This is a genomic window from Paenibacillus protaetiae, from assembly GCF_004135365.1.
Classification (GTDB): Bacteria; Bacillota; Bacilli; order Paenibacillales; family Paenibacillaceae; genus Paenibacillus_AP; species Paenibacillus_AP protaetiae.
In genome coordinates this window covers 2,163,927-2,186,303 of record NZ_CP035492.1, presented here as the reverse complement: position 1 = coordinate 2,186,303, position 22,377 = coordinate 2,163,927, and the positions used below count along the sequence as shown (strand labels likewise).

Sequence of the window (22,377 nt, the reverse complement as noted above, 5' to 3'; positions counted from 1 at the left end):
TATGAAAAAACATACGATTGCAGTTCTGGTTAATGACCAGCCCGGCGTTCTGCAGCGCGTTTCCGGCTTGTTCGGACGCCGCGGCTTTAATATCGAAAGCATTACGGTAGGCGCAAGCGAAGAGCAGGGCCTGTCCCGGATGGTTATCGTCACGACGGGTACCGATCAAATGCTGGAACAAATTACGAAGCAGCTGTACAAGCTGATTGATGTAATTAAAGTAGTAGACTTGAGCGCAAGCCCGATGGTTGCGCGCGAGCTGGCTCTTTTGAAAGTAAGCGCGGAGCCGAATGTCCGCCCTGAAATTTTTGGCGTGGTCGAAACGTTCCGCGCATCGGTAGTTGATATCGGTACGCATTCGCTGATGGTTCAAGTCGTTGGCGATACGGACAAAATTGACGCGATGATCGAGCTGATGAAACCATACGGCATTAAAGAATTGTCGAGAACCGGCGTAACGGCGCTTACCCGCGGCAATGCGCGTTAATGCGTTAAGGCTTTGCTGCTTTTATTCCAAACATAACTAAATTAGAACAAACTAACCAATTTGGCTGTACGCCCGCTTTGAGCGGGAGTTTAAGAGGGGACCGCCCAAAAGTTTCTTTAGGCTACGTTCTCCACTTAAACACCCGCTCAAAAGGGTTAATTAAAAGGAGGCAATCATATCATGGCAGTTACGTTGTACTACGAAAAAGATGCAGAGTTGAACGTTCTTCAAGGCAAAACCATCGCAGTAATCGGTTATGGCAGCCAAGGCCATGCCCAAGCGCAAAACCTTCGCGACAGCGGCCTGAAAGTCGTAATTGGTATCCGTGCCGGCAAATCCGCTGACAAAGCAAAACAAGACGGCTTCGAAGTACTGTCCGTTGCAGAAGCGACTAAAATCGCTGACGTTGTACAAATTTTGATGCCAGATGAAACACAAGCCAAAGTTTACAGCGAAGAAATCGAACCAAACCTGAAAAAAGGCGCGGCTCTCATGTTCTCCCACGGTTTCAACATTCACTACGGCCAAATCGTGCCGAACAAAGATACGGACGTATTCCTCGTTGCGCCTAAATCGCCGGGCCACATGGTTCGTCGTACGTACGAAGAAGGCTTTGGCGTGCCAGGCCTGATCGCCATCGAGCAGGACGCTACCGGCAATGCAAAAGCAATCGGCCTTGCGTATGCAAAAGGTATCGGCTGTACGCGTGCAGGGGTTATCGAAACGACATTTAAAGAAGAAACCGAAACCGACTTGTTCGGCGAACAAGCTGTTCTTTGCGGCGGTACGACGGCTCTCGTTAAAGCGGGCTTCGAAACGCTGGTTGAAGCAGGCTATGCGCCTGAAATGGCTTACTTCGAGTGCTTGCACGAGCTGAAACTGATCGTTGACCTGATGTACGAAGGCGGTCTCGCTACAATGCGCGACTCCATCTCCAACACAGCGGAATACGGCGACTATGTAACCGGTCCTCGCGTTGTAACGGACGAAACGAAAAAAGAAATGAAACGCGTTCTGGAAGACATCCAATCCGGCCGTTTCGCACGCGACTTCATCCTTGAAAACCAATCGAACCGCGCTATGCTGACGGCTACCCGCCGCAACGAAGCTGCTCATCCAATCGAGCAAGTGGGCAAACAGCTGCGCGAGCTGATGCACTGGATCAAGAAGTAATAGCTGTCTGTAAAAAATAAGGCGTTAGCCCTGAGATCATCCCGGTCTGCAGGTCCTCCTTACCGATCCCGTGAGGGAAGGGAAGAGGGGCTGCAGTCCGGGATGTTTTTATTTAAGCGGCCGAACCTGCGGTAAACCGATTGGCAGGCGCGCCGTCCGGCGAAGTGGCCTGTTTCTTTTATTGCCCTGATGATAGGCTGTGCCTATAGAGTCGATAGCTTTCATATCTTTGTTTAAACGGCCGAAGTATGATACAAATGATAATAGATTGAGAATAATAGAATGGGCTACCCCCATTAACGTTGAGGAGTGTATACAATGGCAGAAGTGAAAAAAATCGCAGTTATCCCGGGCGACGGCATCGGTCCCGAAGTCGTAGGTGAAGCCCTTAAAGTGCTGAAAAAAACGGAAGAGCTGTTTGGCTACCAATTTGAAACGGAGCAAGGTTTGTTTGGCGGTATTGCCATCGACGAGAAAGGCACGCCGCTTCCGCAGGAAACGCTTGAATTGTGCCAAAAAGCCGACGCTGTGCTGCTTGGTGCCGTAGGCGGTCCAAAATGGGACAGCAATCCGAAGGAGCTTCGTCCGGAAACCGGCCTGCTTGGCATTCGCAAAGCGCTGGGCTTGTTCTCGAATATCCGCCCTGCGACGGTATTCGACTGCTTGAAGGAAGCTTCGACGCTGAAGCCTGAAGTGCTGGAAGGCACGGATCTGATCGTAGTCCGTGAACTGACAGGCGGCATCTATTTCGGCGAGAAGTTCCGCCGCGAAGGCGCTAACGGCCAGGAGGCCGTAGACACTTGCGTATATAATGTACAGGAAGTGGAGCGCATCGTCCGCCAAGCGTTCGAAATCGCCGGCACGCGCCGCAAGAAGCTCGCTTCTGTAGATAAAGCCAACGTGCTGGAAACATCCCGCCTGTGGCGTGAAGTGGTAAACCGGATTGCGCCGGAGTATCCGGAAGTGGAAGTCGAGCATGTGCTCGTAGACAACTGCGCAATGCAGCTGCTCCGCCGTCCGTCCAGCTTTGACGTTATCGTAACGGAAAATATGTTCGGCGACATTCTGAGTGATGAAGCAGCTATGCTGACCGGTTCGATCGGCATGTTGTCGTCCGCATCGCTGGGTGAAGGCAGCTTTGGCCTGTACGAGCCGGTACACGGCTCTGCGCCGGACATTGCCGGCCAAGGCATCGCGAACCCGATCGCTACGATTTTGTCCGTAGCGCTTATGTTCCGTCTGACGTTTGGTTACCATGAGGCGGCGCAAGCCATTGAAGATGCCGTGAAGCATGTATTGGATGCCGGACACCGCACGGGCGACATTGCCGTAGATAAATCCAAAGCAGTGGGAACGGCAGCAATGGGCGATCTGATCGTTGCGGCAATGAAAAAATAATTATTTATAATTATTATAAAAAGATATTCAATGCAATATTGACTTTATTATCGCATAATGGTACATTTATTTTCGAGGTCATTAGTTGACAATCATTATCATTATCGCGAAAGCGTCAAGGAGGACATTCGAATATGGCAGAACGTTTGGTAGGCCGCCCGGCTCCAGATTTCACAATGGAAACAGCAACGGGTAACGGTCAAGATTTTGGTACAGCATCTCTCTCGGATTACAAAGGTAAATGGCTGGTTCTGTTCTTCTACCCGCTCGATTTCACTTTCGTGTGCCCGACGGAAATTACGGCTCTTAGCCTTGCAGCTGACGAGTTCAAAAAACTCAACACTGAAATTTTGGGTGTCAGCGTAGATAGCAAACATAGCCACCGCGCATGGATCAACACGCCGGTGAACGACAACGGCCTTGGCCAACTGAACTTCCCGCTTGCTTCTGACTTGACTAAAAAAGTCGCTAGCGATTACGGCGTTCTGATCGAAGAAGAAGGCGTTGCACTGCGCGGCCTGTTCATCATCGATCCAGAAGGCGAAATCAAATACCAAGTCGTTAACCATAACGACGTAGGCCGCAGCGTTGACGAAACGCTCCGCGTATTGCAAGCTCTGCAATCCGGCGGTCTGTGCCCAATGAACTGGAAACCAGGTCAACAACATCTGGTTGCGAAATAAACATACGATTTTTGAAAAACGGCTGTTCCGCAGGTCAAGCGACCTTGCGGAACAGCCGTTTTTTTGCTGCCGCCTTTCGTTTTTTGTCTGAATGTAGGGCAATGAGTCGCTCATAGTAGGACCATAGAAACGGTTCATAAGACACTTTTTATAAATTGGATGATTTTTCTTGAAGGAATTGCGCTCGCTGAAGACGAATAAAATGTAAAAGATCATGTTGAAACAAGAGCAGGTTATGATTGGCATTAGCTTAACTTGGGGAGGGATCGCCCGATGAGTTTTTGCTGTGGAGCCAGTATGATTGGAACAAAAGGGACTTTGAAGCACATTCGGACACACATTCACAATGTTCCGATTATGTTTTGTCCGGTTTGCCATCGTGTTGAAGTTCATTACCTGATTGAGACCGAATATGAAATATTAGCAGAATACGCAAATGGCGATGGCGCTTCCGAAGTGGATTTCCAGGATTATGTAGAAAAAGAGTATTTGACGTTATTTGAAAACTGCGTAAATCATGAAGACGAAGACCCGATGGACGTGGTTGAAAGCCAGATTGATATATCGCTTGACCTGCTTACATTTGCCAAACAAATACAAGATACCGAGTGGGAACAAGATCTGAAAAAAAGGCTGGGGATGCTCAACAGCAGGCGCAACAAGTTAAGGCAGAAACGAACGAAAGTGTAACGTTGCCTGCAGACAGCGGTCTGTTGTTGCGTGTGTGATTGGAGCTTTTTAACGCCTCCGGAAGGGGGGCGTTTTCTTTTTTGTTGAGGTTCACTATACCCCCATAAGCCTTTTTCATAGACCGAAATGTATGAAAAAGAGGTGGAGCGATTGTTGCTGGTATTGTTCAAGCGGCTTTTTCAGAAGGCAACGGCTGAAAAAAAGCCCGAAACGGAACATAATGCAGCTCCTGAGCAACAAGTACATAGCATTTTACAAGGCGATGAGCTTCTTCGGGAACGGTTTATCGAAGACTATAAGCCTTTTATATTAAAAGCAACAAGCCGGTTCTGCAAACGTTATGTCAATCCGCAAACCGATGATGAATTCAGCATTGCGCTGGTCGCATTTAATGAGGCAATTAACCAGTACTCGCCCCATGCCGGCAAGTCTTTTTTAGGATTCGCGGAAACGGTTATCCGCAGAAGGCTGATTGACTATGTCCGCAAGGAGCAAAAACATTCGTCTGTAGTTGCATACAGCGCTTACGAGCAAGAGGATGAGGAGCAGCAGCTCTACAATCCGCTTGAAACAAGGCGGGCGCTGCAGCATTATGAGAAAGCCCAGGTTTCGCATGCGAGACGGCTGGAAATTGCGGAGTACAATGAAGTGCTTCAGCAATACGGCATTACATTTTTGGAGCTTGCTGAAAACTCGCCCAAGCACGCCGATTCGCGGCAAATGCTGATCGGGATATCGAAGACGCTTATCCGAAATAACAGGCTGCTGGAACAGCTGCAGGCAACCCGGAAGCTTCCGGTCAAGGAGCTTACGGAGCTAAGCGGGGTATCCCGCAAAACCATTGAACGGAACCGGAAATATATTATAGCTGTTGTTTGCGCTTTGACAGGAACGTATCCTTTTTTACAGGATTATTTACAGGCTGGTGGCGGTAAGCAGCAAGACCGGAGAGAGGGGTTGGAAGGTTGAGTCGGGGAGTCGTAATGGAAATCGGAAAACGGCATATGGTTATCATGACTGCCGATGGCCAGTTCATCAAGGCCGTTCGTGAAGGCTTGCCTCAGATTGGCGAAGAGGTGGCATTCATCCCTGCGGCGGCAAACACGGCGGTACGCTACCGGTATTGGTATACCGGCGCAGCGGCAGCAGTGCTGCTGTTTTTAATCCCTTTGATCTTGTTTGTACAGCGCCCGCATCCGGTAGTCGCTTATTTGAGCGTCGATGTGAACCCGAGCATTGAGCTTGGCGTAGATGACCAGCAAAAGGTAAGAGAACTAAAAGCGTTTAACGATGACGGCCAAAAAGTGATTGAAGGCATTTCGTTTGAAGGGGACCCTGTCGGCCAGGTTGTATCCGATTTGATGAATCATATTGTTGCCTTAAATTATATTAAAACTGAACGAAAAGATATTGTCATTACAAGTGTGTTGCTGCGTGACGGCGACAACCGATCCGATAAGCTGGAGAATGACATTACCTCTATCGTTAACCGGATGGTTTCCGATTCGCTTGCCAAGCTGCCGGCGAATGCTTCCGCCGATGTAACGTTGCTCAGCGCGCCGAAGGAGCTGCGGGAAGAAGCCGCACAGAATGGCATTTCCTCAGGGAAAATGGCCGTTTATTTGATGGCGAAAGAAGAAGGATACGATATCGGCATGGAGCAGCTGAAGCACGAATCGATTGATCAGGTTACGAAAGAAATCGGGGGCGTTCCCGCTATCGTGGCCAAAGATTCGTCGCAAGCGAGCAAAAACGGGCTTAAACAGCTGGTTGAAAAGGAAAGAAAGGCGAAGACGGCGCAAGCATCCGGCGATAACGCCGATCCCAAACCTTCCGCTGCACCCGCTCCTTCGCAAAAGCCTGCGATGACGCAAAAGCCCGCAGCGCATTCTCGACCTTCCATGCCGCAGGCTTCAGCCCCGGTACTTGCAGTGCCGCGCAAGCCGGCAAGCCCGGCGGAGCCAGCACCGGCTTATACGGATAAAGGATACTCAGACAAGGCGCAATCTTCGCATTCTTGGCAATGGAGCGAATCGGTTAAGCCGGACAGCCCGGGAAGGATAAAAGTTACGGCCCCTGTAAAGCCGGACCGGAGCCAGAAAGAAGACAAACCTAAGAAAGGCCGGAACGAAACGGAACACTTAAGGCCGGGCATCAAGAAGCTGAAGCCCAATACGGAATCCGGCAAATTTGGCCAAAGAGGAAAGCAAGCCGGCAAAAATACGGTTCAAAGTCAGCAGCGTCCTTATAGCGAAAAACCTGCTGGCGAAAAAAATCAAATCGGATCGAAATGGAATGAGACAAGTAAAATCTGGAGAACGAATCCATTATTTTCGCATGCCTCGTAATAAATATGGTCTAGTGCAATATATGAAAAGTAGGGGTTTAGTCTTAAAGCCCTTTTAGAAATATGTCAAAATAGGAATAAAAACATAGTAATTCGACATTATCTCTGGTTGACACTTGTTAAATATTATTACTATGATTAAGTAAATCATTGGAAATATTTATAATGCTTACCGGAGGTCTAAATGATGCAGGCGATTCAAAAGAATTATTATTTTCCTGCGCTTGCCGGTTATATCCGACACGGCAAGGAATCCTCCTTACAGCAGGCCAGAATGATTGGCAAACAATTGCAAGGTGCTGATCCGGAGGATCTGATTGCGCTGCATGAAGAGTGTATGCGGACGCTTATTGCCAATGTGGAAACGGAAGAAGCGCTGAAGCTGTATAACCGTTCCGTTTATTTTTTAATTGAAGTTATGGTTGCGCACCGCCTTCACCGGGAGCCGGGCGAGCAGATGGACCAGAAGTTTTCCGAAATGAGGGAAATGCTGTACCGTTCCAACCGGTCTTTTGAAATGGTCAAAAGCAAATATGAAAATATACTGCAGCATATGGACAGCGGCATCGCGCTGTTTGACAGCGACGGTATATTGTCTTTTGTCAATTTGCAGATGGCCAGGCTGCTTGATGTGCCGCGACGGACGCTAATCGGCTGCAATTTTACCGAAATATTATCCCATAAGAAGCTGGATCGTTCGAAACGGCGGCTTATATTAAAGCTGTACAAAGAAATTCATCAAAGGCACAACACTTATTATGAGATCCAGGACAGGGAAGGGCGCCATCTGCTGGTTACCGTGACGTACGGGGATGAACTCGAAGGCGACCTGCTCATTAGCGTCAAAGATGTATCGGAATATAAAAAGATCGAGCAAACCGCGCTTCAAAATGACAAACTGGCGATATTGGGACGCATATCAGCAGGTATTGCCCATGAAATCCGCAACCCTCTCACCTCCATACGGGGATTTATTCAGCTGTTGAAGCCTTATTTATTTCAAGTGGGCAAAGAGGAATATTTCCGTATCATCCTGGCGGAAATTGACCGCGCAAACGACATCATCTACGAATTTCTCAACTCCTCCAAACCTTCGGCTCCAATGAAACAAATTATCCCGATCAACGAGCTGATTAAGGAAGTTGCTTTGCTGACTGAAAGCGAAGCTTTAATGCGCAATTGCCAAATCAATCTGGAGTCGTACAGTTCCGAGAAGGAGCTTAAAGTTTCCGTCGATGTGAAACAAATGAAACAGGTCATCCTGAACATTGTCAAAAACGCGCTTGATGCCATTGAGGAAGTGCGCGGCGAGCGGCGGGGGCTTATTGATTTGATTACCCGGGAAGACGGCCGTTATGTGGAATTGACGATCAGGGATAACGGGAAGGGGATGGACCGCTCGACGCTTAACCGGCTGTTTGATCCTTTTTTTACAACGAAGCAGTCCGGCACGGGGCTCGGGTTGTCCGTCAGCTACCGGATTATCCGCAACCATAACGGCACCGTGCGCGTAAACAGCGAAATCGATGCAGGCACTTCATTTATCATTTATTTGCCTTTGGCCGAGTAAAAGCGTAATATTTTGAAGTGTTGATTTTGATGTTTGCAAAGAGAGAGGATGGAACAATTGACTATTCAATTTACATATGGCGCTGCACAAACGGGCAATCAGCAAAGCGACGCAGTTGTCCGCTTTGTGAGCGCGCAAGAGCTGCAGCAGCCTGCGGGAGCAGGCCTTCCGGCGCAGATCGCTCAAGCGCTTCAGCTGGCAGCGGCGGGCGAGCTGTTTAAAGGCGAAACGGGGCAGACGGAAGTATATCCGACTTACGGGCTTATGCCCGCAAGCTATATTTTATTTGCCGGCCTCTCGGGCCAAGGCGATGCCGGCCAGCTCCGCCTGGCGGCTGCAGCCGCTGCGAAGGCGTTAAAGCGGATCAAAGCGCGCACAGCAAAAGTAGAGCTTAGCCGCGAATTGGCAGCGCAGTTTGACGGAAGGGCGGCTGGCCAAGCTTTGGCGGAAGGGCTGACGCTTGCGCTGCACGACTGGCTGCCGTTGAAGCGGGAAGAAGCGTTCCGGCATGAGCTTGCCTCTGTGCAGCTGTTCCTGTTGCCTGAAGCGGACGAGGAGACTGTCCGGGCGTGGACCTCTGGCTTGCAGCGCGGCGGTATATTCGCGCAAGGGGTATGCTACGCCCGTGACTTGACCAATATGCCGGGCAATGAGCTGACACCGGAGAGGCTGGCATCTTATGCCGAAGATTTGGCACGCGATTATGATTTTGATATCGAAGTTGTTGATGAATGGAGCGCGGCTGATCAGGGGATGGGCGGCTTGCTGGCCGTCGGCCGCGGCAGCGTGAACGAACCGCGGATGATCGTCATTCATTACGAAGGCGCGCCGGACAGAAGCGACGTATGGGGATTGGTCGGTAAAGGGGTTACGTTTGATACCGGGGGAATCTCCCTGAAGCGGGGACCGGGTATGGAAGAAATGATTTCCGATATGGGCGGCGCTGCTGCGGTACTGGGAGCCATGCAAATTATCGGAGAGCTGAAGCCGGAGATTAACGTCATCGCCGTTATTCCGGCGGCTGAGAATATGCCTTCCCACCGTGCGTACAAGCCGGGCGATATTATTCGCATGATGAACGGCTTGACGGTTGAGGTAACGAACACCGACGCAGAAGGGCGCATTGTGCTGGCAGACGGTCTGACGACCGCAATCCGCCGGGGAGCTAACCGCATCGTGGATGTTGCAACGTTAACCGGCGCGGTTGTAAGCACACTAGGGGATCATGTTTCCGGCACCGTCGCGAATGATGAGAAGCTGCAGCAGGCGGTGATCGAAGCAGGCCAAGCAGCCGGTGAGCGCATTTGGGCATTTCCGGCGTATCCGGAATACCGCAAAGAGCTGAAGAGCTCGGCGGCTGATCTGCGCAACAGCGGCTGGCGTTATGCAGGAGCGATTATGGGCGGTTTATTTATCGGAGAATTTGCCGAAGGGCTGCCGTGGGTTCACCTTGATATTGCAGGTACGGCTTTTGTCGAAAAAGGACGCGGCTGGGAGCCAAAAGGGCTACCGGCGTGATGGTTCGCACCCTCGCTGAGCTGCTGCTGAAAAATTAAAAACTATTCTATGATTATGATAACCAATAACCCTTTCATGGATATACTATCTGTGAAGGGGTTTTCATTTGATGCTGAGTCGATATACATTCAATCTGAAATTGATATTGATTAAATGAGTAATTCAAGAGCGAAATAGCTATTATGCTGCCTTCAGATAGTTTCATTCTCAAATTGAGATTATTTTTTTCCTTAAAAGGGTTAGAAACGGAGAAAACGCAAAGAAACGAGAGCAAAACGAATGTTTACCCTTAGTGAATTAGCAGAAGAAGTTACTACAACTGAAGAACAAGAATAATGGAAGTTGAAGCAAGGTAACGTTTTCATTACAATAAAGATGGTCTAACAAGTTTCTCAAGATGAGAGTGGAGGTCTTCAGCAATGAACACCGATGATTGGCACGATTCCCCTTGGAGCAGCTATTATGGTCCCAATCTTGGCTATGTGCAAGAGCAATATGAACAATATCTAGCAGATCCGGATTCAGTCAATTCGACATTCCGTGAGCTTTTTGCGACATGGGGCGCTCCTCCGGCAGATTTTGCGAATGCTGCAGCAGGCTCCAAAGCGCCTTCCGTGCCAAATGATCCGGCAGCGCTGAAAAAAGTAATGGAAGCGCATCATTTGGTATTAAATATTCGCAGATACGGACATTTGGCGGCGGATATTTATCCTTTGGATGAGAAGCGCACGACTGCCAAAATCGATCCGGCTACTTACGGCTTAACCAAACAGGATCTGGCGGCTATGCCTGCATCGCTTATTTGGGAGAATGCGCCGCTTAACATTACGAACGGCCTGCAAGCCGTCGAGCGGCTTACGGAAATTTATACGAACAAGACTGCATATGAATTTTCACATATTCAAGATGAATCGGAGCTTCATTGGCTTAATCAACATGCTGAAACTTCCGCCGAATCTCAAGTGTTAACTGCGGCAGAACGGACTGAAGTGCTGGACCGCCTTATTCAAGTCGAGCAGTTTGAGAACTACTTGCATAAAACGTTTGCCGGCCAAAAACGCTTCTCTATCGAAGGCGTGGATATGCTCGTTCCGGCCATGGACGAGATTATCCGTTTATCCATTCAGGACGGGGCCGAAAACATACTGGTCGGCATGGCTCACCGCGGGCGGCTCAGCGTGCTTGCGCATGTGCTGAAAAAGCCATACGCCAAAATACTAGGCGAATTTTATCATCCGCCTCTTGATATAACAGATCCAAGCGAACTGGACGCCAACTTCGGGATGTCCGGCGACGTGAAATACCATCAAGGCGCAGTGTATAACATAACGGATAGCGGCGAGACCAAAGCAACCATCACGCTCGCCAACAACCCAAGCCACCTGGAAGTGGTGGATCCGGTTGTAGAGGGCTTTACGCGCGCAGCGCAGGAAGACCGCTCGCAGCCTGGTTTTCCAAAGCAGGATGTCAGCAAAGCGATTGCGATTACCGTCCACGGCGACGCAGCTTTCCCTGGCGAAGGCGTTGTAACGGAAACGCTCAACTTCAACAATCTGCGCGGCTATACGAACGGCGGGACGATTCATATTATTACGAATAACCGGATCGGCTTTACGACCAATTCCGAGGATTCCCGTTCCACCATGTATTCCAGCGATGTGGCAAAAGGTTTCGATATTCCGATTATCCACGTTAACGCGGATGACCCGGATGCGTGCATCCAAGCTATTCGGATTGCCTATGAATACCGGAAGCAATTCAAAAAAGATTTTGTCATCGACATGATCGGCTACCGTCGTCACGGCCATAACGAAGGGGATGACCCTGAAGGCACGCAGCCGCTTGTTTACAGCAAAGTCCGCAAGCATCCTACCGTTGCGGCTCTTTATGCCAACACGCTGGTTAGCCAAAAGGCGGTTACGGAACAGCAGGTAGCCGAAATGAAACGGCAATCGGCAAATCAGCTTCAGCAGGCTTACGAGCAAATGCGCGAAGAAGCGGCGCAAGGGCATCACACGCATGTTCCGCGCATGATTTCGGAGCTGCAGGCTGTCACAGGCGTACCGCTTGAACGCCTGAATGAAATCAATCAGGCGCTGCTGAACCGTCCGGAAGGATTTACGGAATATCCGAAGCTGGCCCGTATTTTGCAGCGCCGCGGCACGATGCTGAACGAAGGCGAGAAGGTTGACTGGGGCCTTGGCGAGACGCTTGCTTTTGCAACGATTCTGGCAGACGGCACGCCAATCCGCTTAACCGGCCAAGATTCGGAACGCGGCACATTCTCTCACCGCCATGTGATCTTGAACGATCAAATTACTGGCGAGAAATTTTCGCCGCTGCATGCTATTCCGCAAGCGAAAGCTTCGTTTGCGATCCATAACAGCCCGCTCACGGAAACGGCCGTTTTGGGATTTGAATACGGCTATAACGTATTTTCGCCTGAAACACTTGTGATGTGGGAAGCGCAGTTCGGCGACTTTGCCAACATGGCGCAAAGCATTTTCGACCAGTTTATTGCTGCAGGCGAATCGAAATGGGGACAAAAATCGAACCTTGTCGTATTGCTGCCGCATGGGTTTGAAGGCCAAGGGCCGGAGCACTCCAGCGCTCGTCTGGAACGGTATTTGCAAATGTGCGCAGAGAATAACTGGACTGTCGCTAACCTGTCGAGCTCAGCGCAATATTTCCACCTGCTCAGAAGACAGGCGGCTCAGCTAGGCACCGAACACGCTCGTCCGCTTATTCTGATGACGCCAAAAAGCTTGCTCCGCAACCCGCGTGCGGCTTCGCCGGCAGCGGCGTTTGGCGAAGGCTCGTCATTCCAGCCGATCGTGGCTCAGCCTGGACTCGGCGCAGAGGAAAAAGAAGTGAAACGTATCGTTTTGTGCTCAGGACGGATTGCGCTTGATCTGGAAGAAGCGCTGCCGGCAGAAGGAACGGAATGGCTGCACATCATCCGCGTCGAACAGCTTTATCCGCTGCCGCAAAATGAAATAAAAGCGGTATTCGACCGTTACAAAAATGTGGAAGAAATTGTATGGGTACAAGAAGAGCCTAAAAATATGGGCGCCTGGACGTATATGGAACCGCGCCTGCGCGAGCTTGCGCCTAAAAAAGCGGCTGTCCGTTATATCGGCCGTCCGGATCGTTCCAGTCCGGCAGTAGGTTCGGCTGACGAGCATAGCGTTGAACAAAAATGGATCATTAACACAGCATTAAACGGTGAAGCATACGTCAAGGGGGTTAAAGCAAATGTCTGATATTATCGTACCAAGCCTGGGAGAGTCGATTACAGAAGGTTCGATTTCCAAATGGCTTGTTAAACCGGGTGACTCGGTAAACCAAGGCGACGTTCTGCTGGAACTGGAAACGGATAAAGTCAATATTGAAATCAGCTCGGAAGAAAGCGGCGTAATCGCCAGCATTTTAAAACAAGAAGGCGACAACGTTAATGTTGGCGAAGTCATCGGCACGATCGGTGCATCTGCAGGCGGAGCGGCTCCGGCAGCCGCTCCTGCAGAAACGCCTGCCGTACCGGCGGCGGCTCAGCCGTCTGCGCCGGCAGCTGCTCCTGCGCCGTCCGTACCGGCTGCAAGCAGCCCCGATGTGATTGCTTCTCCGGCTGCCCGCAAAGCGGCACGCGAGCAAGGCATCGATCTGGCGCAGCTCAAAAACACAGCCGGCACTGTGCTGGCAAGCGACGTACGTGCAGCTGGACAAGCACCAGCTCCTGCAGCGCCTAAAGCTCCGGCCCCTGCTCCAGCAGCGCCGGCACCCACGGGAGGCAAGCCGGTTGACCGCCAAAAAATGTCCCGCCGCCGTGCAACCATCGCGAAACGCCTCGTAGAAGCACAGCATACAGCTGCGATGCTGACGACGTTTAACGAAGTGGACATGACAGCGATTATGGATATCCGCAAACGCCGCAAACAATCATTTACGGAAAAACATGAAGTAGGACTAGGTTTTATGTCCTTCTTCACGAAAGCTGTCGTTGGCGCTTTGAAGCAGTTCCCGCTGCTGAATGCAGAAATTGACGGCGAAGATTTGCTCGTTAAGAAATTTTATGATATCGGTATTGCCGTATCCGCCAAAGAAGGCCTTGTAGTACCGGTCGTTCGTGACGCAGACCGCTTAAGCTTTGCGGAGATCGAGCGTTCGATCAGCGATCTGGCGAAAAAAGCGCGTTCGAACTCGCTTGCTTTGTCCGACTTGAGCGGCGGCAGCTTTACGATTACGAACGGCGGTACATTTGGTTCGCTTCTGTCGACGCCGATTTTGAATGCGCCTCAGGTTGGTATTTTGGGCATGCACAAAATTCAGTGGCGTCCGGTTGCCATCGACCAAGAACGGATGGAAAACCGTCCGATGATGTACATCGCCTTGTCGTATGATCACCGAATCGTCGACGGCGCAGAAGCGGTTCGTTTCCTCGTAACCGTAAAGGAAATGCTGGAAGATCCGGAATCGCTGCTGCTTGAAGGCTAATTGTTGATATCTTGCATTAAATAAGGCTCGTGAAAGGGGACATATCCTTTCACGAGCCTTTATTGTTTGGCGGTGAGCTGGCAGCATGGCCAGCGTTCAGAAGAAACGGTATCCGTTCAGGTAAACAGGCTGATAAGGAGCGGAGCTGCACATAACGTTACGAATGCGGTAAGCATCATGGCGATGCCGGCAACGGAGCCTGTAGCCTGACTGTACTCAAACGCTTTGCTGATGCCGGCCGAATGCGCGCTTGTTCCGAATAAAACGCCGCGGGCTACCGGGCTGCGGAACCGGCACCATTTGATTACCAGCGGGCCGATGATCATGCCGGTAATGCCGGTTACAAGCGTTGAAACGGCTGTAATCGTCGGCAGACCGCCAATCATATGGGAGATGGAAAGCGCAATTGGCGTTGTGGCCGAACGCGGAGCGAGGCTTTCTACAAGCTCGCTGTTAAGACCCAGCAGCTCGGTAAAGCCGGCTGACGTTATGAATGCAGCCAATGCGCCGCATGTGACGCTGACGCTAATGACCAGCGCGTATTTGCGCAAAATATCGAGGTGTTTGTATAAAGTCACCGCAAGCGCGATGGTTGCCGGTTCAACCATATCGGTGAGCAGATGCGAACCGCTGTTATACGTTGCAAACGATACGCCGCAGCTTTTGATGGAGGCAATAACGATAATGGGTGTGATCAGCAGCGGAGTTAAGTATATTTTCGGATATTTGCGGTATATCTTCTTCGCTGCCCCGTACACGATGATCGTAAACAATAGCCAAAATACAGATGCAAACATCGGGTTAAGCCTTCTTTCCTTCAGGATCCGTAACCGGCCGTTTGCGGCTGATCCATTGGGCAGCAAAGCCGGTACATAACATGACAGCCATCGTACTTGCTACAATAATAAAAGCAAGCCGCAGGCCGCTGGTTTGAATTAAGCTTTCATAATTAACGATGCCAACCGTGGACGGAATAAAAAAAAGCAGCATTTCGGCAATTAACCATTTGGCCCCCAGATCAATCCAGGATAAGCGGATAATCCGAAGCTTTAGCAGAGCAAACAATAGTCCGATTCCGACGATGCTTCCCGGGACGGGCAAATGGAGCCATAACACAATGGCGTCCGCGATTTTTGAAAGAATAAAAATCGCGGCAACTTGCAGAACGGTTAGCGTAAGCAGACGCAATTGCCTAATGGGCCAAGGCAGGATGACTGATTTCATGAGCGGACGGCTCCTTTCTTTTCGAATTCAAGTGTACAGCATTCTTTTTCATAGGTAAAATGAATTTACAGTATGGTTTACATTCCGTTCGGTTATAGATGGAGGTCTGTTTGTGGAGATACGTCATTTGCAATATATAACGGAAATTATGCGGCATAATAGCTTTACGAAGGCAGCGCAGGCGCTGCACATTACGCAGCCGTCCATCAGCAAAATGATTAAAGGGCTTGAAAACGAACTGAGCCTGGAAGTATTCAACCGCGACAGCAAACAAGTCAAACTTACGGATACCGGCGAAACGATTGTCCGGTATGCCCAGCCGATTTTACAGCTGTTTGACGATCTGATGACAGAGCTGCATGATTTAAGCTCTTTGCGCAAAGGAAGCATTCGCATCGGCTTGCCGCCGATGACCGGAGCGAACTTTTTTCCCGTCGTCATGAAGCAGTTCCAGGAACGTTATCCCGGCATTGCCGTTCAAATGGTGGAGGAAGGCGCCAAAAAAATTGAGGAATGGCTTGGTGAAGGAAGCCTTGATGTTGGCGTGGTGCTTCTTCCGGTTGACCCGGACAGTTATCATGTTATTCCGCTTGTGCAGGAACAAGTGATGGTGGCTATGCACCCCGGCCATCGGCTGGCTGCCAAAGAACAACTTGCATTGGAGGAGCTTGCAGAGGAGCCATTTCTGCTGTTTGCAAGCGGATTTGCGCTGCATGACCGGATTATTGCTGCTTGTGAGCAAGCAGGTTTTATGCCGCGTATTGTTTATGAAAGCTCGCAGTGGGATTTTCTACGCGAGATGGCTGCGGCTAATCTGGGCATTACAATGCTGCCGGAGACGATATGCCGTTCTTTTGATCCGGGGAAGGTGAAGGCCGTGCCGCTTGCAAGGCCGGTTATTCCGTGGCAGCCGGCAATGGCTTGGCGCAAAGAAGGTTATTTGTCGCATGCTTCGCGGGCTTGGATTGCATTTATTGAGCAGAAATTCAGCCGCAGCAGCGGGGAGACGGGCGATTTATAATGCCATAAAAAAAGTGACCCGCATCTCTGCGGGTCCAAGGCATTGCTATATATAACATTGGGGTTGAATCTGATTATAGGGGCCAAACCTTAATGGAAGCTTAGTACAACATTATAGAAATATAAAATCGGAGTTGTGAGGCTTACATCTGGCTGCGATAAGTGCCAAGCCGGTTAAGGATAAAAGGGGCAGGTTCTGTGCTGCGGCGTTCGCCGGACTGGCCGGACGTGTTTTCTAAACGGCCCGCCAGCTCATAAAACCAAGCTTCGTCTTTGGCAGCCAAAGCGATGTCAATCAGGCTGTGCAGCTGAACTGCGTTTAAATCCTCATACACAGGCAACGCTTTAATCCAGTTGTAGCGTACAGCAGCCAGCTTGCCGACCGCTCGTTCATTATCCGATTGCACGACCCGCACTTTAGCGATATGCTGCCCGGCATCCGATGCTTCCAAAAAACCGGATATCCATTCTCCTTCTGCCGATCTTCCATGTACCCAATCGCCGATTTCGTAGCTGTTCATATTCATCCACCGCCTTACTGTATTCGTATCGATTATTCCACAGTGCAGTTGAACTGTAACAAAAATCTATACATTTGATTGAAAAGAAGAACGAATGGGGTCATTCGTTATGTACTGTAATATTAATGGATACAGTTAACGGTGTCAACTGGTTCTCCAGCTCTATTATAGTCAAAATGTATATCTTTTACGCAACTCCGCAATCATTTGCCGTACAGCTTGTTCATCGGGCATAACAAGCCGGCTTGCCGCCTGCGCCATCCCTTCCGGCGTCTGCCCTGCGCGTACTGTTTCCCGAACGGCTTGGACCAAATCAGGCCAGCCTATTCCTGCAAGCTCCTCCAGACTGGCCATGCTGTCCGTCTCCACAAGCGGGTAAGCGCCGCTTTCGGCTCCAACGGCCGCTTCATCATAGAAAGAACGGACAAGCTTGGCGCGCTGGCTGCCGGAGCCTTCTGCAATAATAAATGCTTGAATGATGAAAGCATTGGTTTGCCTTCTTTGCGCGATGCCGCAAAACTTATATCCGCTTATGCTTAAATCATAATCACCGGGACAATAAGATCCGGTTACTTCACCTTTCAGAACGGTTTTCTTCGTCTGTGCCAGCGATTCGTTGATTAACTGGTACATCCGCTCAAAATCGTTGCGGTAATCGGTTTTATCCTGTTTGGGCATAATAAGTGAAATATTGACGACTCCCGGGTCCAGCGGCACCGCCGCTCCCCCGAATTGCGAACAGCTGTATGCCAGCCTGCAGCTTCAAGCCGCTGCGCGCTTTCTGCCGCAAAAGGAAGCCTGCTGTCGCGAAGCCCCATAATAAATGCAGCGGGATGTCGCCATAAATGGCATATAGCCGGGCCGCCTTGGCCGGTTTCACGGCATAACAGCTCGTCAAGCGCAAACGGCTCAAGCGGATCTCCCTGGTAAGGCGATTCGGTCCGGTCAAGGAGCAGCATTTCGGGAAAATAAACAGCTGCCGCCGATTCATTCCTGTTCATATTCGGATATATCCTTTCCTTGTGGCCGTGTTAACATACGGTTATCTTTCCCATTATAACATCTGAACGTTGTTATGAACTAGGCCGGCGCTTCATCGCATGGCCAATCGTTTTCGTGTTTTTCTCATCATTTTCATTGCCCGGGCAATAGCAGCTTATCTAACAACATTTAACGACACTCCTGCTGTTTAATGTCCCCGGCAAGGTCGCACAATAAGCTCGAGGATAATTGTGCGCATTGGTATGAGCAACAATGATAACCGGTATCCCGCCCTGTTTCATCGTCCAGCCGCCAAAACGTATGTTGTCATTTGAAAAAATAGACTTGCATTTTAGGCGAATGCCAGTCTATAATGTGACAAGAGCAATTGCAGTTAACACTGTAACTTTTTTTGGGATTAACTGTGAATTATGTTACTCAGTTAAATTCAGCTCAAACCATCATATAGTTAGCGGAGGGAATAATTGTGGCAAAAGTATTATTCGTTAAAGCAAACGACCGTCCTGCTGATCAAGCGGTCAGCGTAAAATTGTACGAAGAGTTCCTGAAAACGTACAAAGAAGCTCATCCTCAAGACGAAGTAACGGAATTGGATTTGTTCGCACTGAACCTTCCTTACTACGGCAACACAACGATTACAGCTTTGTACAAACAAAGCCAAGGCTGGGATCTGACAGCGGAAGAGAAACAAGCAGCTGATCTTGCGAACGGGTACCTGGATCAATTCCTGGCAGCAGAAAAAGTTGTTCTGGCGTTCCCGCTCTGGAACTTCACTGTTCCTGCTCCGCTGATCACTTACTTGTCTTATCTGTCCCAAGCAGGCAAAACGTTCAAATACACGGCTGAAGGCCCAGTTGGTCTTGCCGGCAACAAAAAAGTCGCATTGCTTACTGCACGCGGCGGCGTATATTCGGTTCCTCCTATGGATTCGATCGAACACGCCCTCAAACTGGTTCAAGCAACAATCGGCTTCTGGGGCATTACCCAAACCGAAGAAGTTGTTATTGAAGGACACAACGCGGATCAATCCCGTTCGCAACAAATTATTGCAGACGGCCTGAAACGCGCTGCTGAAGTTGCTTCCAAGTTCTAATCCATTTCTTCTACTGATAAAAGCTCCGCCGTTTAAAACAAACGGCGGAGCTTTTTTTGTCTGTTTTTTAAACAACATCCCCGTATTTTTGAATAGGCAGGCGGCTGATTGCGTCTCACAATGAGAATAAGCATTTGGATATAACGCGAACAGATGTCCAGAAGGAGGCGGCAAGCTGTGATGAACAGCCCTTTGAAATTTGATTTTGGATTAGGGGAACCCGAACAGGGCTTTGTAAAGGTACAGCCGGATACCTATTATACGGAACAGACAGGATACGGCTTTGACGGCAGCGGGACGGTTAATGCCCGTGAGCGCCAGCATGCGGACAAGCTGCGCCGATCGTTTTGCATTCCGGTTCATGCATCGTTTATCGTTAACGTTCCTAATGGCAACTATACGGCGGCGGTAACGATGGGAGATGCGATCGCGCCGGCTTCCACCACGATTCGAACCGGCCCGGGCCGGTTGGCGGTTTATGAAGCGGAAGCGCCGGCAGGACAATACATCGTCCGCAGCTTTGCGGTTCATGTAAATGACGGCAAGCTGCGGTTAACATTTTCCGGCAAGGCTCCCCGTGTAAATGCGATTGAAATAAAGGAAGCGCCGCAAGCTTCCACCTTATTTTTGGCCGGCGATTCGACCGTCTGCGATCAGGACGTATTCCCTTATGCCGGCTGGGGTCAAATGCTGCCGCTCTACTTGAATGCCGACGTTGCTGTCGCCAATGAGGCAAAATCCGGCCGCAGCTCCAAAAGCTTTATCGGCGAAGGCCGGCTGCAGCCGATTCTGGAGCGGATGAAACCCGGCGACTATTTGTTTATCCAGTTTGGGCATAACGACGAAAAGAAGGACGAAGAACGCGCTACGCTTCCATTTACGACATATAAGGAGCATCTAAATAGATATATCGAAGAAGCGCGGGCGAGAGGAGCAATCCCCGTCCTCCTTACGCCTGTGCAGCGGCGCAAGTTTAACGACCAAGGCCATGTGATGGATACGCATGGCGATTATAGTATTGCGATGAAGGAGCTGGCGCTGGAGAAGGACGTGCCGCTCATTGATCTGGCAGGCAAAAGTGCAGAACTGTACGAACAGCTGGGGATGAGACATCCAAGTCGCTGTTCATGTGGGCGTATCCGGGCGAATTTGTCCATTTTCCGGAAGGAGCTCAGGACGATACGCATTTCCAGGAACTTGGGGCGATCCGGATCGCCCAGCTGGTTGCGGAGGGGATACGGGAACTGCCGCTGGAGCCGCTTTATCTGTCTGTCCGGATCTGACCTGAGGATAATCCAAATTCGTTTACACAAAATCTATGATTCCTGCCGCCGAAATCAGCTATGATAGAGGAGAATTCATTATTAATAAAAAGGCGGCGTGATAGGATGATGGGCGCAATTGAAACAGCACAGCAAGTATTATCCGGCAGGACCATCGACCTGGTGCCGCTTGAGACGGAACATAAGCCGGCTTTGATGGAAGTGCTTCGCAATGAGGCGATATGGCAGTATACATGGCGCAAAATAACGTCCGAGGAGCAGGCGGCGAAGCTTGTTGACGAGGCGCTGGCAAGCCAGGCGGCCGGTACGCAGCTGCCGTTTGCCGTTGTAAGCAAATCTACCGGACAAGTTGTGGGCACAACCCGCATTGCCGCTATCGATTTATATCATAACCATGCGGAGATCGGTTACTCCTGGCTGTCTCCGAAGGTATGGCGTACTTCTGTGAATACCGAATGCAAATGGCTGCTGCTGCAGTACTGCTTCGAACAGCTTCGTGTACAGCGCGTACAGTTTTCGGTCAGCCATTTCAACGAACGTTCGATGCGTGCGGTTGAGCGGATTGGCGGTGTTCGGGAAGGCGTCCTGCGCAGGGCGCGGAACAAGCCGGACGGCTCGGTGCATGATGTTGTAATCTACAGCATCCTGGATCAGGAATGGCCGGATGTAAAGGAACGCCTGCTGGCGCTGCTCGACAAAACCTACAACTAGCGGCTGCAAGCCGCAGTGAATTGAGGCCCCGTCTGCGTGCGTCAGCACAAGCACATCTGGCAGAGGCGCGCATCGCAACGGCAGCTCAATCGGCTAAGGCGGCCGCGCCGGCGTGCATCCAGCAGCTTACAACACCACGAGAGGCCGCGCCCGCATGTCTTCATGCAGGTGCGGCCTCTTTCCTTTACGTCCGTTTGCGGTAGTCGCGCGGCGACAGCTTGGCGATCCGCTTAAAGGTTTTGCCGAAATGGGAAAAGTTGTCGAAGCCGACTTCGGCAGCGATGTCCGAAATGTTACGGTCCGTTTCCCGCAGCAGCCGCTGCGCCTCCTTGACTCGCGTCAATAGGATATAGTCCGTAAACGGGAAGCCGGTTATTTCTTTGAATTTGCGGCTTAAGTAATACGGGCTGATGTAGAACTGCTCCGACAAGGCGGCCAGCGTAATCGGCTCGGCAAAATGGGCGTTAATATGCCGGACGATTTCCGATATTTTGGCATGGAGCGGCGTGTCATGGTAGATCGGTACCGGCTCGTGCTGCTGCAAATAACGCGCTACCCCAAGAAGCAGTTCGGTAACGGCCAGTCCGGGCGTAAGCTCGTAGCCCGGCGGTTTGTCGCGGATTTCCGCAAGCAGCCGGCGCAGCAGCTGGTCGATCTGCCAATGTTCCTGCCGCGGCAGCCGGATCACTTTGCTGGCCTGCCGAAACGGACTGAGCAGGAGCTCCTGCTCGGCTGGAGCAAACCGGCTTAAATACCACGGCCCGAAATGCATAATAAGCCGATCGTGCTCCGGTTCGCCGGCATGCATCGTCTGGTGCAGCTCATCAGGCGCTATAAACACCAGATCTCCTTGCTCCACCGGATATGAACGGTCGCCTACAAAATAAATGCGCTGCCCCGACAGCATGTAATACATCTCATAATACGGATGGTAATGATCGGCTTCCATCGTATACGGAGAAGCTCTTTTTACATATTCGACGTACAGCTTGTCAATATCGCCGAACCGGTACAGCAAGGTGGATTATCCATATCGTTTCTCCCTTTTGCAAGTTGCTTTATTTGCGCAAGATATGCGGCATTTCAGGCGAGAAAAGCATGATTTGACGAGAATTATAGCATTAAAATGCGTTAAGATGAAGCCAAGATCAATCTAGCAAACGATA

General features: G+C 50.5%; 18 protein-coding genes and 2 pseudogenes. 15 read left to right on the top strand and 5 right to left on the bottom strand.

Annotation, left to right across the window (positions count from 1 at the left end; all coding sequences use genetic code 11):
* Position 1: 1 nt before the first annotated feature.
* The 11 genes from ilvN to odhB all read left to right on the top strand — a co-directional run bounded on the left by ilvN (position 2) and on the right by odhB (position 14,357).
* Complete coding sequence (gene ilvN / locus ET464_RS10035; RefSeq protein ID WP_129440529.1) at positions 2 to 487, top strand: acetolactate synthase small subunit; 486 nt, start codon at positions 2 to 4, stop codon at positions 485 to 487.
* 180 nt (positions 488 to 667) lie between these two features.
* Positions 668 to 1,660 (top strand): ketol-acid reductoisomerase, encoded by a 993-nt coding sequence (gene ilvC, locus ET464_RS10030; RefSeq protein WP_129440527.1) that lies wholly within the window; start codon positions 668 to 670, stop codon positions 1,658 to 1,660.
* A 318-nt stretch (positions 1,661 to 1,978) separates the two neighbouring features.
* Complete coding sequence (leuB, locus tag ET464_RS10025; protein WP_129440525.1) at positions 1,979 to 3,058, top strand: 3-isopropylmalate dehydrogenase; 1,080 nt, start codon at positions 1,979 to 1,981, stop codon at positions 3,056 to 3,058.
* Positions 3,059 to 3,192: 134 nt separating this feature from the next.
* Positions 3,193 to 3,741, top strand: a complete 549-nt coding sequence (locus ET464_RS10020) for a peroxiredoxin (RefSeq protein ID WP_129440523.1) — start codon at positions 3,193 to 3,195, stop codon at positions 3,739 to 3,741.
* A 273-nt stretch (positions 3,742 to 4,014) separates the two neighbouring features.
* A complete protein-coding gene (locus tag ET464_RS10015; RefSeq protein ID WP_129440521.1) occupies positions 4,015 to 4,431 on the top strand; it encodes a hypothetical protein in 417 nt (138 codons plus the stop codon).
* 150 nt (positions 4,432 to 4,581) lie between these two features.
* Positions 4,582 to 5,400 (top strand): RNA polymerase sigma factor SigI, encoded by an 819-nt coding sequence (gene sigI, locus ET464_RS10010; RefSeq protein WP_129440519.1) that lies wholly within the window; start codon positions 4,582 to 4,584, stop codon positions 5,398 to 5,400.
* 14 nt (positions 5,401 to 5,414) lie between these two features.
* Complete coding sequence (locus ET464_RS10005; RefSeq protein ID WP_129440517.1) at positions 5,415 to 6,779, top strand: anti-sigma factor domain-containing protein; 1,365 nt, start codon at positions 5,415 to 5,417, stop codon at positions 6,777 to 6,779.
* A 186-nt stretch (positions 6,780 to 6,965) separates the two neighbouring features.
* The gene (locus ET464_RS10000; RefSeq protein ID WP_129444258.1) at positions 6,966 to 8,348 is read left to right on the top strand and encodes an ATP-binding protein; all 1,383 of its coding nucleotides are present in this window, start codon (positions 6,966 to 6,968) and stop codon (positions 8,346 to 8,348) included.
* Positions 8,349 to 8,396: 48 nt separating this feature from the next.
* On the top strand, positions 8,397 to 9,866 hold the full coding sequence (locus tag ET464_RS09995; protein ID WP_244226486.1) for a leucyl aminopeptidase: 1,470 nt from the start codon (positions 8,397 to 8,399) through the stop codon (positions 9,864 to 9,866).
* A gap of 419 nt (positions 9,867 to 10,285) precedes the next feature.
* A complete protein-coding gene (locus ET464_RS09990) occupies positions 10,286 to 13,129 on the top strand; it encodes a 2-oxoglutarate dehydrogenase E1 component (RefSeq protein ID WP_129440515.1) in 2,844 nt (947 codons plus the stop codon).
* Positions 13,122 to 14,357: a 2-oxoglutarate dehydrogenase complex dihydrolipoyllysine-residue succinyltransferase gene (gene odhB, locus ET464_RS09985; RefSeq protein WP_129440512.1), complete on the top strand. Its 1,236-nt coding sequence runs from the start codon at positions 13,122 to 13,124 to the stop codon at positions 14,355 to 14,357. The genes ET464_RS09990 and odhB overlap by 8 nt, the downstream gene beginning before the upstream one ends.
* A 116-nt stretch (positions 14,358 to 14,473) precedes the next feature.
* Here odhB and ET464_RS09980 read toward each other — a convergent pair whose 3' ends face one another.
* Together ET464_RS09980 and ET464_RS09975 are read right to left on the bottom strand one after the other, a co-directional pair.
* On the bottom strand, positions 14,474 to 15,154 hold the full coding sequence (locus ET464_RS09980; protein ID WP_129440510.1) for an LrgB family protein: 681 nt from the start codon (positions 15,152 to 15,154) through the stop codon (positions 14,474 to 14,476).
* 4 nt (positions 15,155 to 15,158) lie between these two features.
* Complete coding sequence (locus tag ET464_RS09975; protein WP_244226485.1) at positions 15,159 to 15,581, bottom strand: CidA/LrgA family protein; 423 nt, start codon at positions 15,579 to 15,581, stop codon at positions 15,159 to 15,161.
* 112 nt (positions 15,582 to 15,693) lie between these two features.
* Here ET464_RS09975 and ET464_RS09970 point away from each other — a divergent pair, with 112 nt between their 5' ends.
* Entirely contained in the window at positions 15,694 to 16,602 is a 909-nt protein-coding gene (locus ET464_RS09970) for a LysR family transcriptional regulator (RefSeq protein ID WP_129440508.1), read from the top strand.
* A gap of 142 nt (positions 16,603 to 16,744) precedes the next feature.
* Here ET464_RS09970 and ET464_RS09965 read toward each other — a convergent pair whose 3' ends face one another.
* Together ET464_RS09965 and ET464_RS09960 are read right to left on the bottom strand one after the other, a co-directional pair.
* Positions 16,745 to 17,122, bottom strand: coding sequence for a hypothetical protein (locus ET464_RS09965; protein WP_129440506.1), 378 nt, complete (start codon positions 17,120 to 17,122; stop codon positions 16,745 to 16,747).
* Positions 17,123 to 17,293: 171 nt separating this feature from the next.
* Positions 17,294 to 18,081, bottom strand: a pseudogene (locus ET464_RS09960) (lipoate--protein ligase family protein).
* Positions 18,082 to 18,590: 509 nt separating this feature from the next.
* Here ET464_RS09960 and ET464_RS09955 point away from each other — a divergent pair.
* The 3 genes and pseudogenes from ET464_RS09955 to ET464_RS09945 all read left to right on the top strand — a co-directional run bounded on the left by ET464_RS09955 (position 18,591) and on the right by ET464_RS09945 (position 21,211).
* Positions 18,591 to 19,217, top strand: coding sequence for an FMN-dependent NADH-azoreductase (locus ET464_RS09955; RefSeq protein ID WP_129440505.1), 627 nt, complete (start codon positions 18,591 to 18,593; stop codon positions 19,215 to 19,217).
* 180 nt (positions 19,218 to 19,397) lie between these two features.
* Positions 19,398 to 20,500 (top strand): annotated as a pseudogene (locus ET464_RS09950) (rhamnogalacturonan acetylesterase).
* A gap of 105 nt (positions 20,501 to 20,605) precedes the next feature.
* Positions 20,606 to 21,211 (top strand): GNAT family N-acetyltransferase, encoded by a 606-nt coding sequence (locus tag ET464_RS09945; protein WP_244226484.1) that lies wholly within the window; start codon positions 20,606 to 20,608, stop codon positions 21,209 to 21,211.
* A gap of 184 nt (positions 21,212 to 21,395) precedes the next feature.
* On the opposite strand, the gene ET464_RS09940 is transcribed toward ET464_RS09945, so the two are convergent.
* Positions 21,396 to 22,229, bottom strand: a complete 834-nt coding sequence (locus ET464_RS09940) for an AraC family transcriptional regulator (protein ID WP_129440503.1) — start codon at positions 22,227 to 22,229, stop codon at positions 21,396 to 21,398.
* Between the last annotated feature and the right edge of the window lie 148 nt (positions 22,230 to 22,377).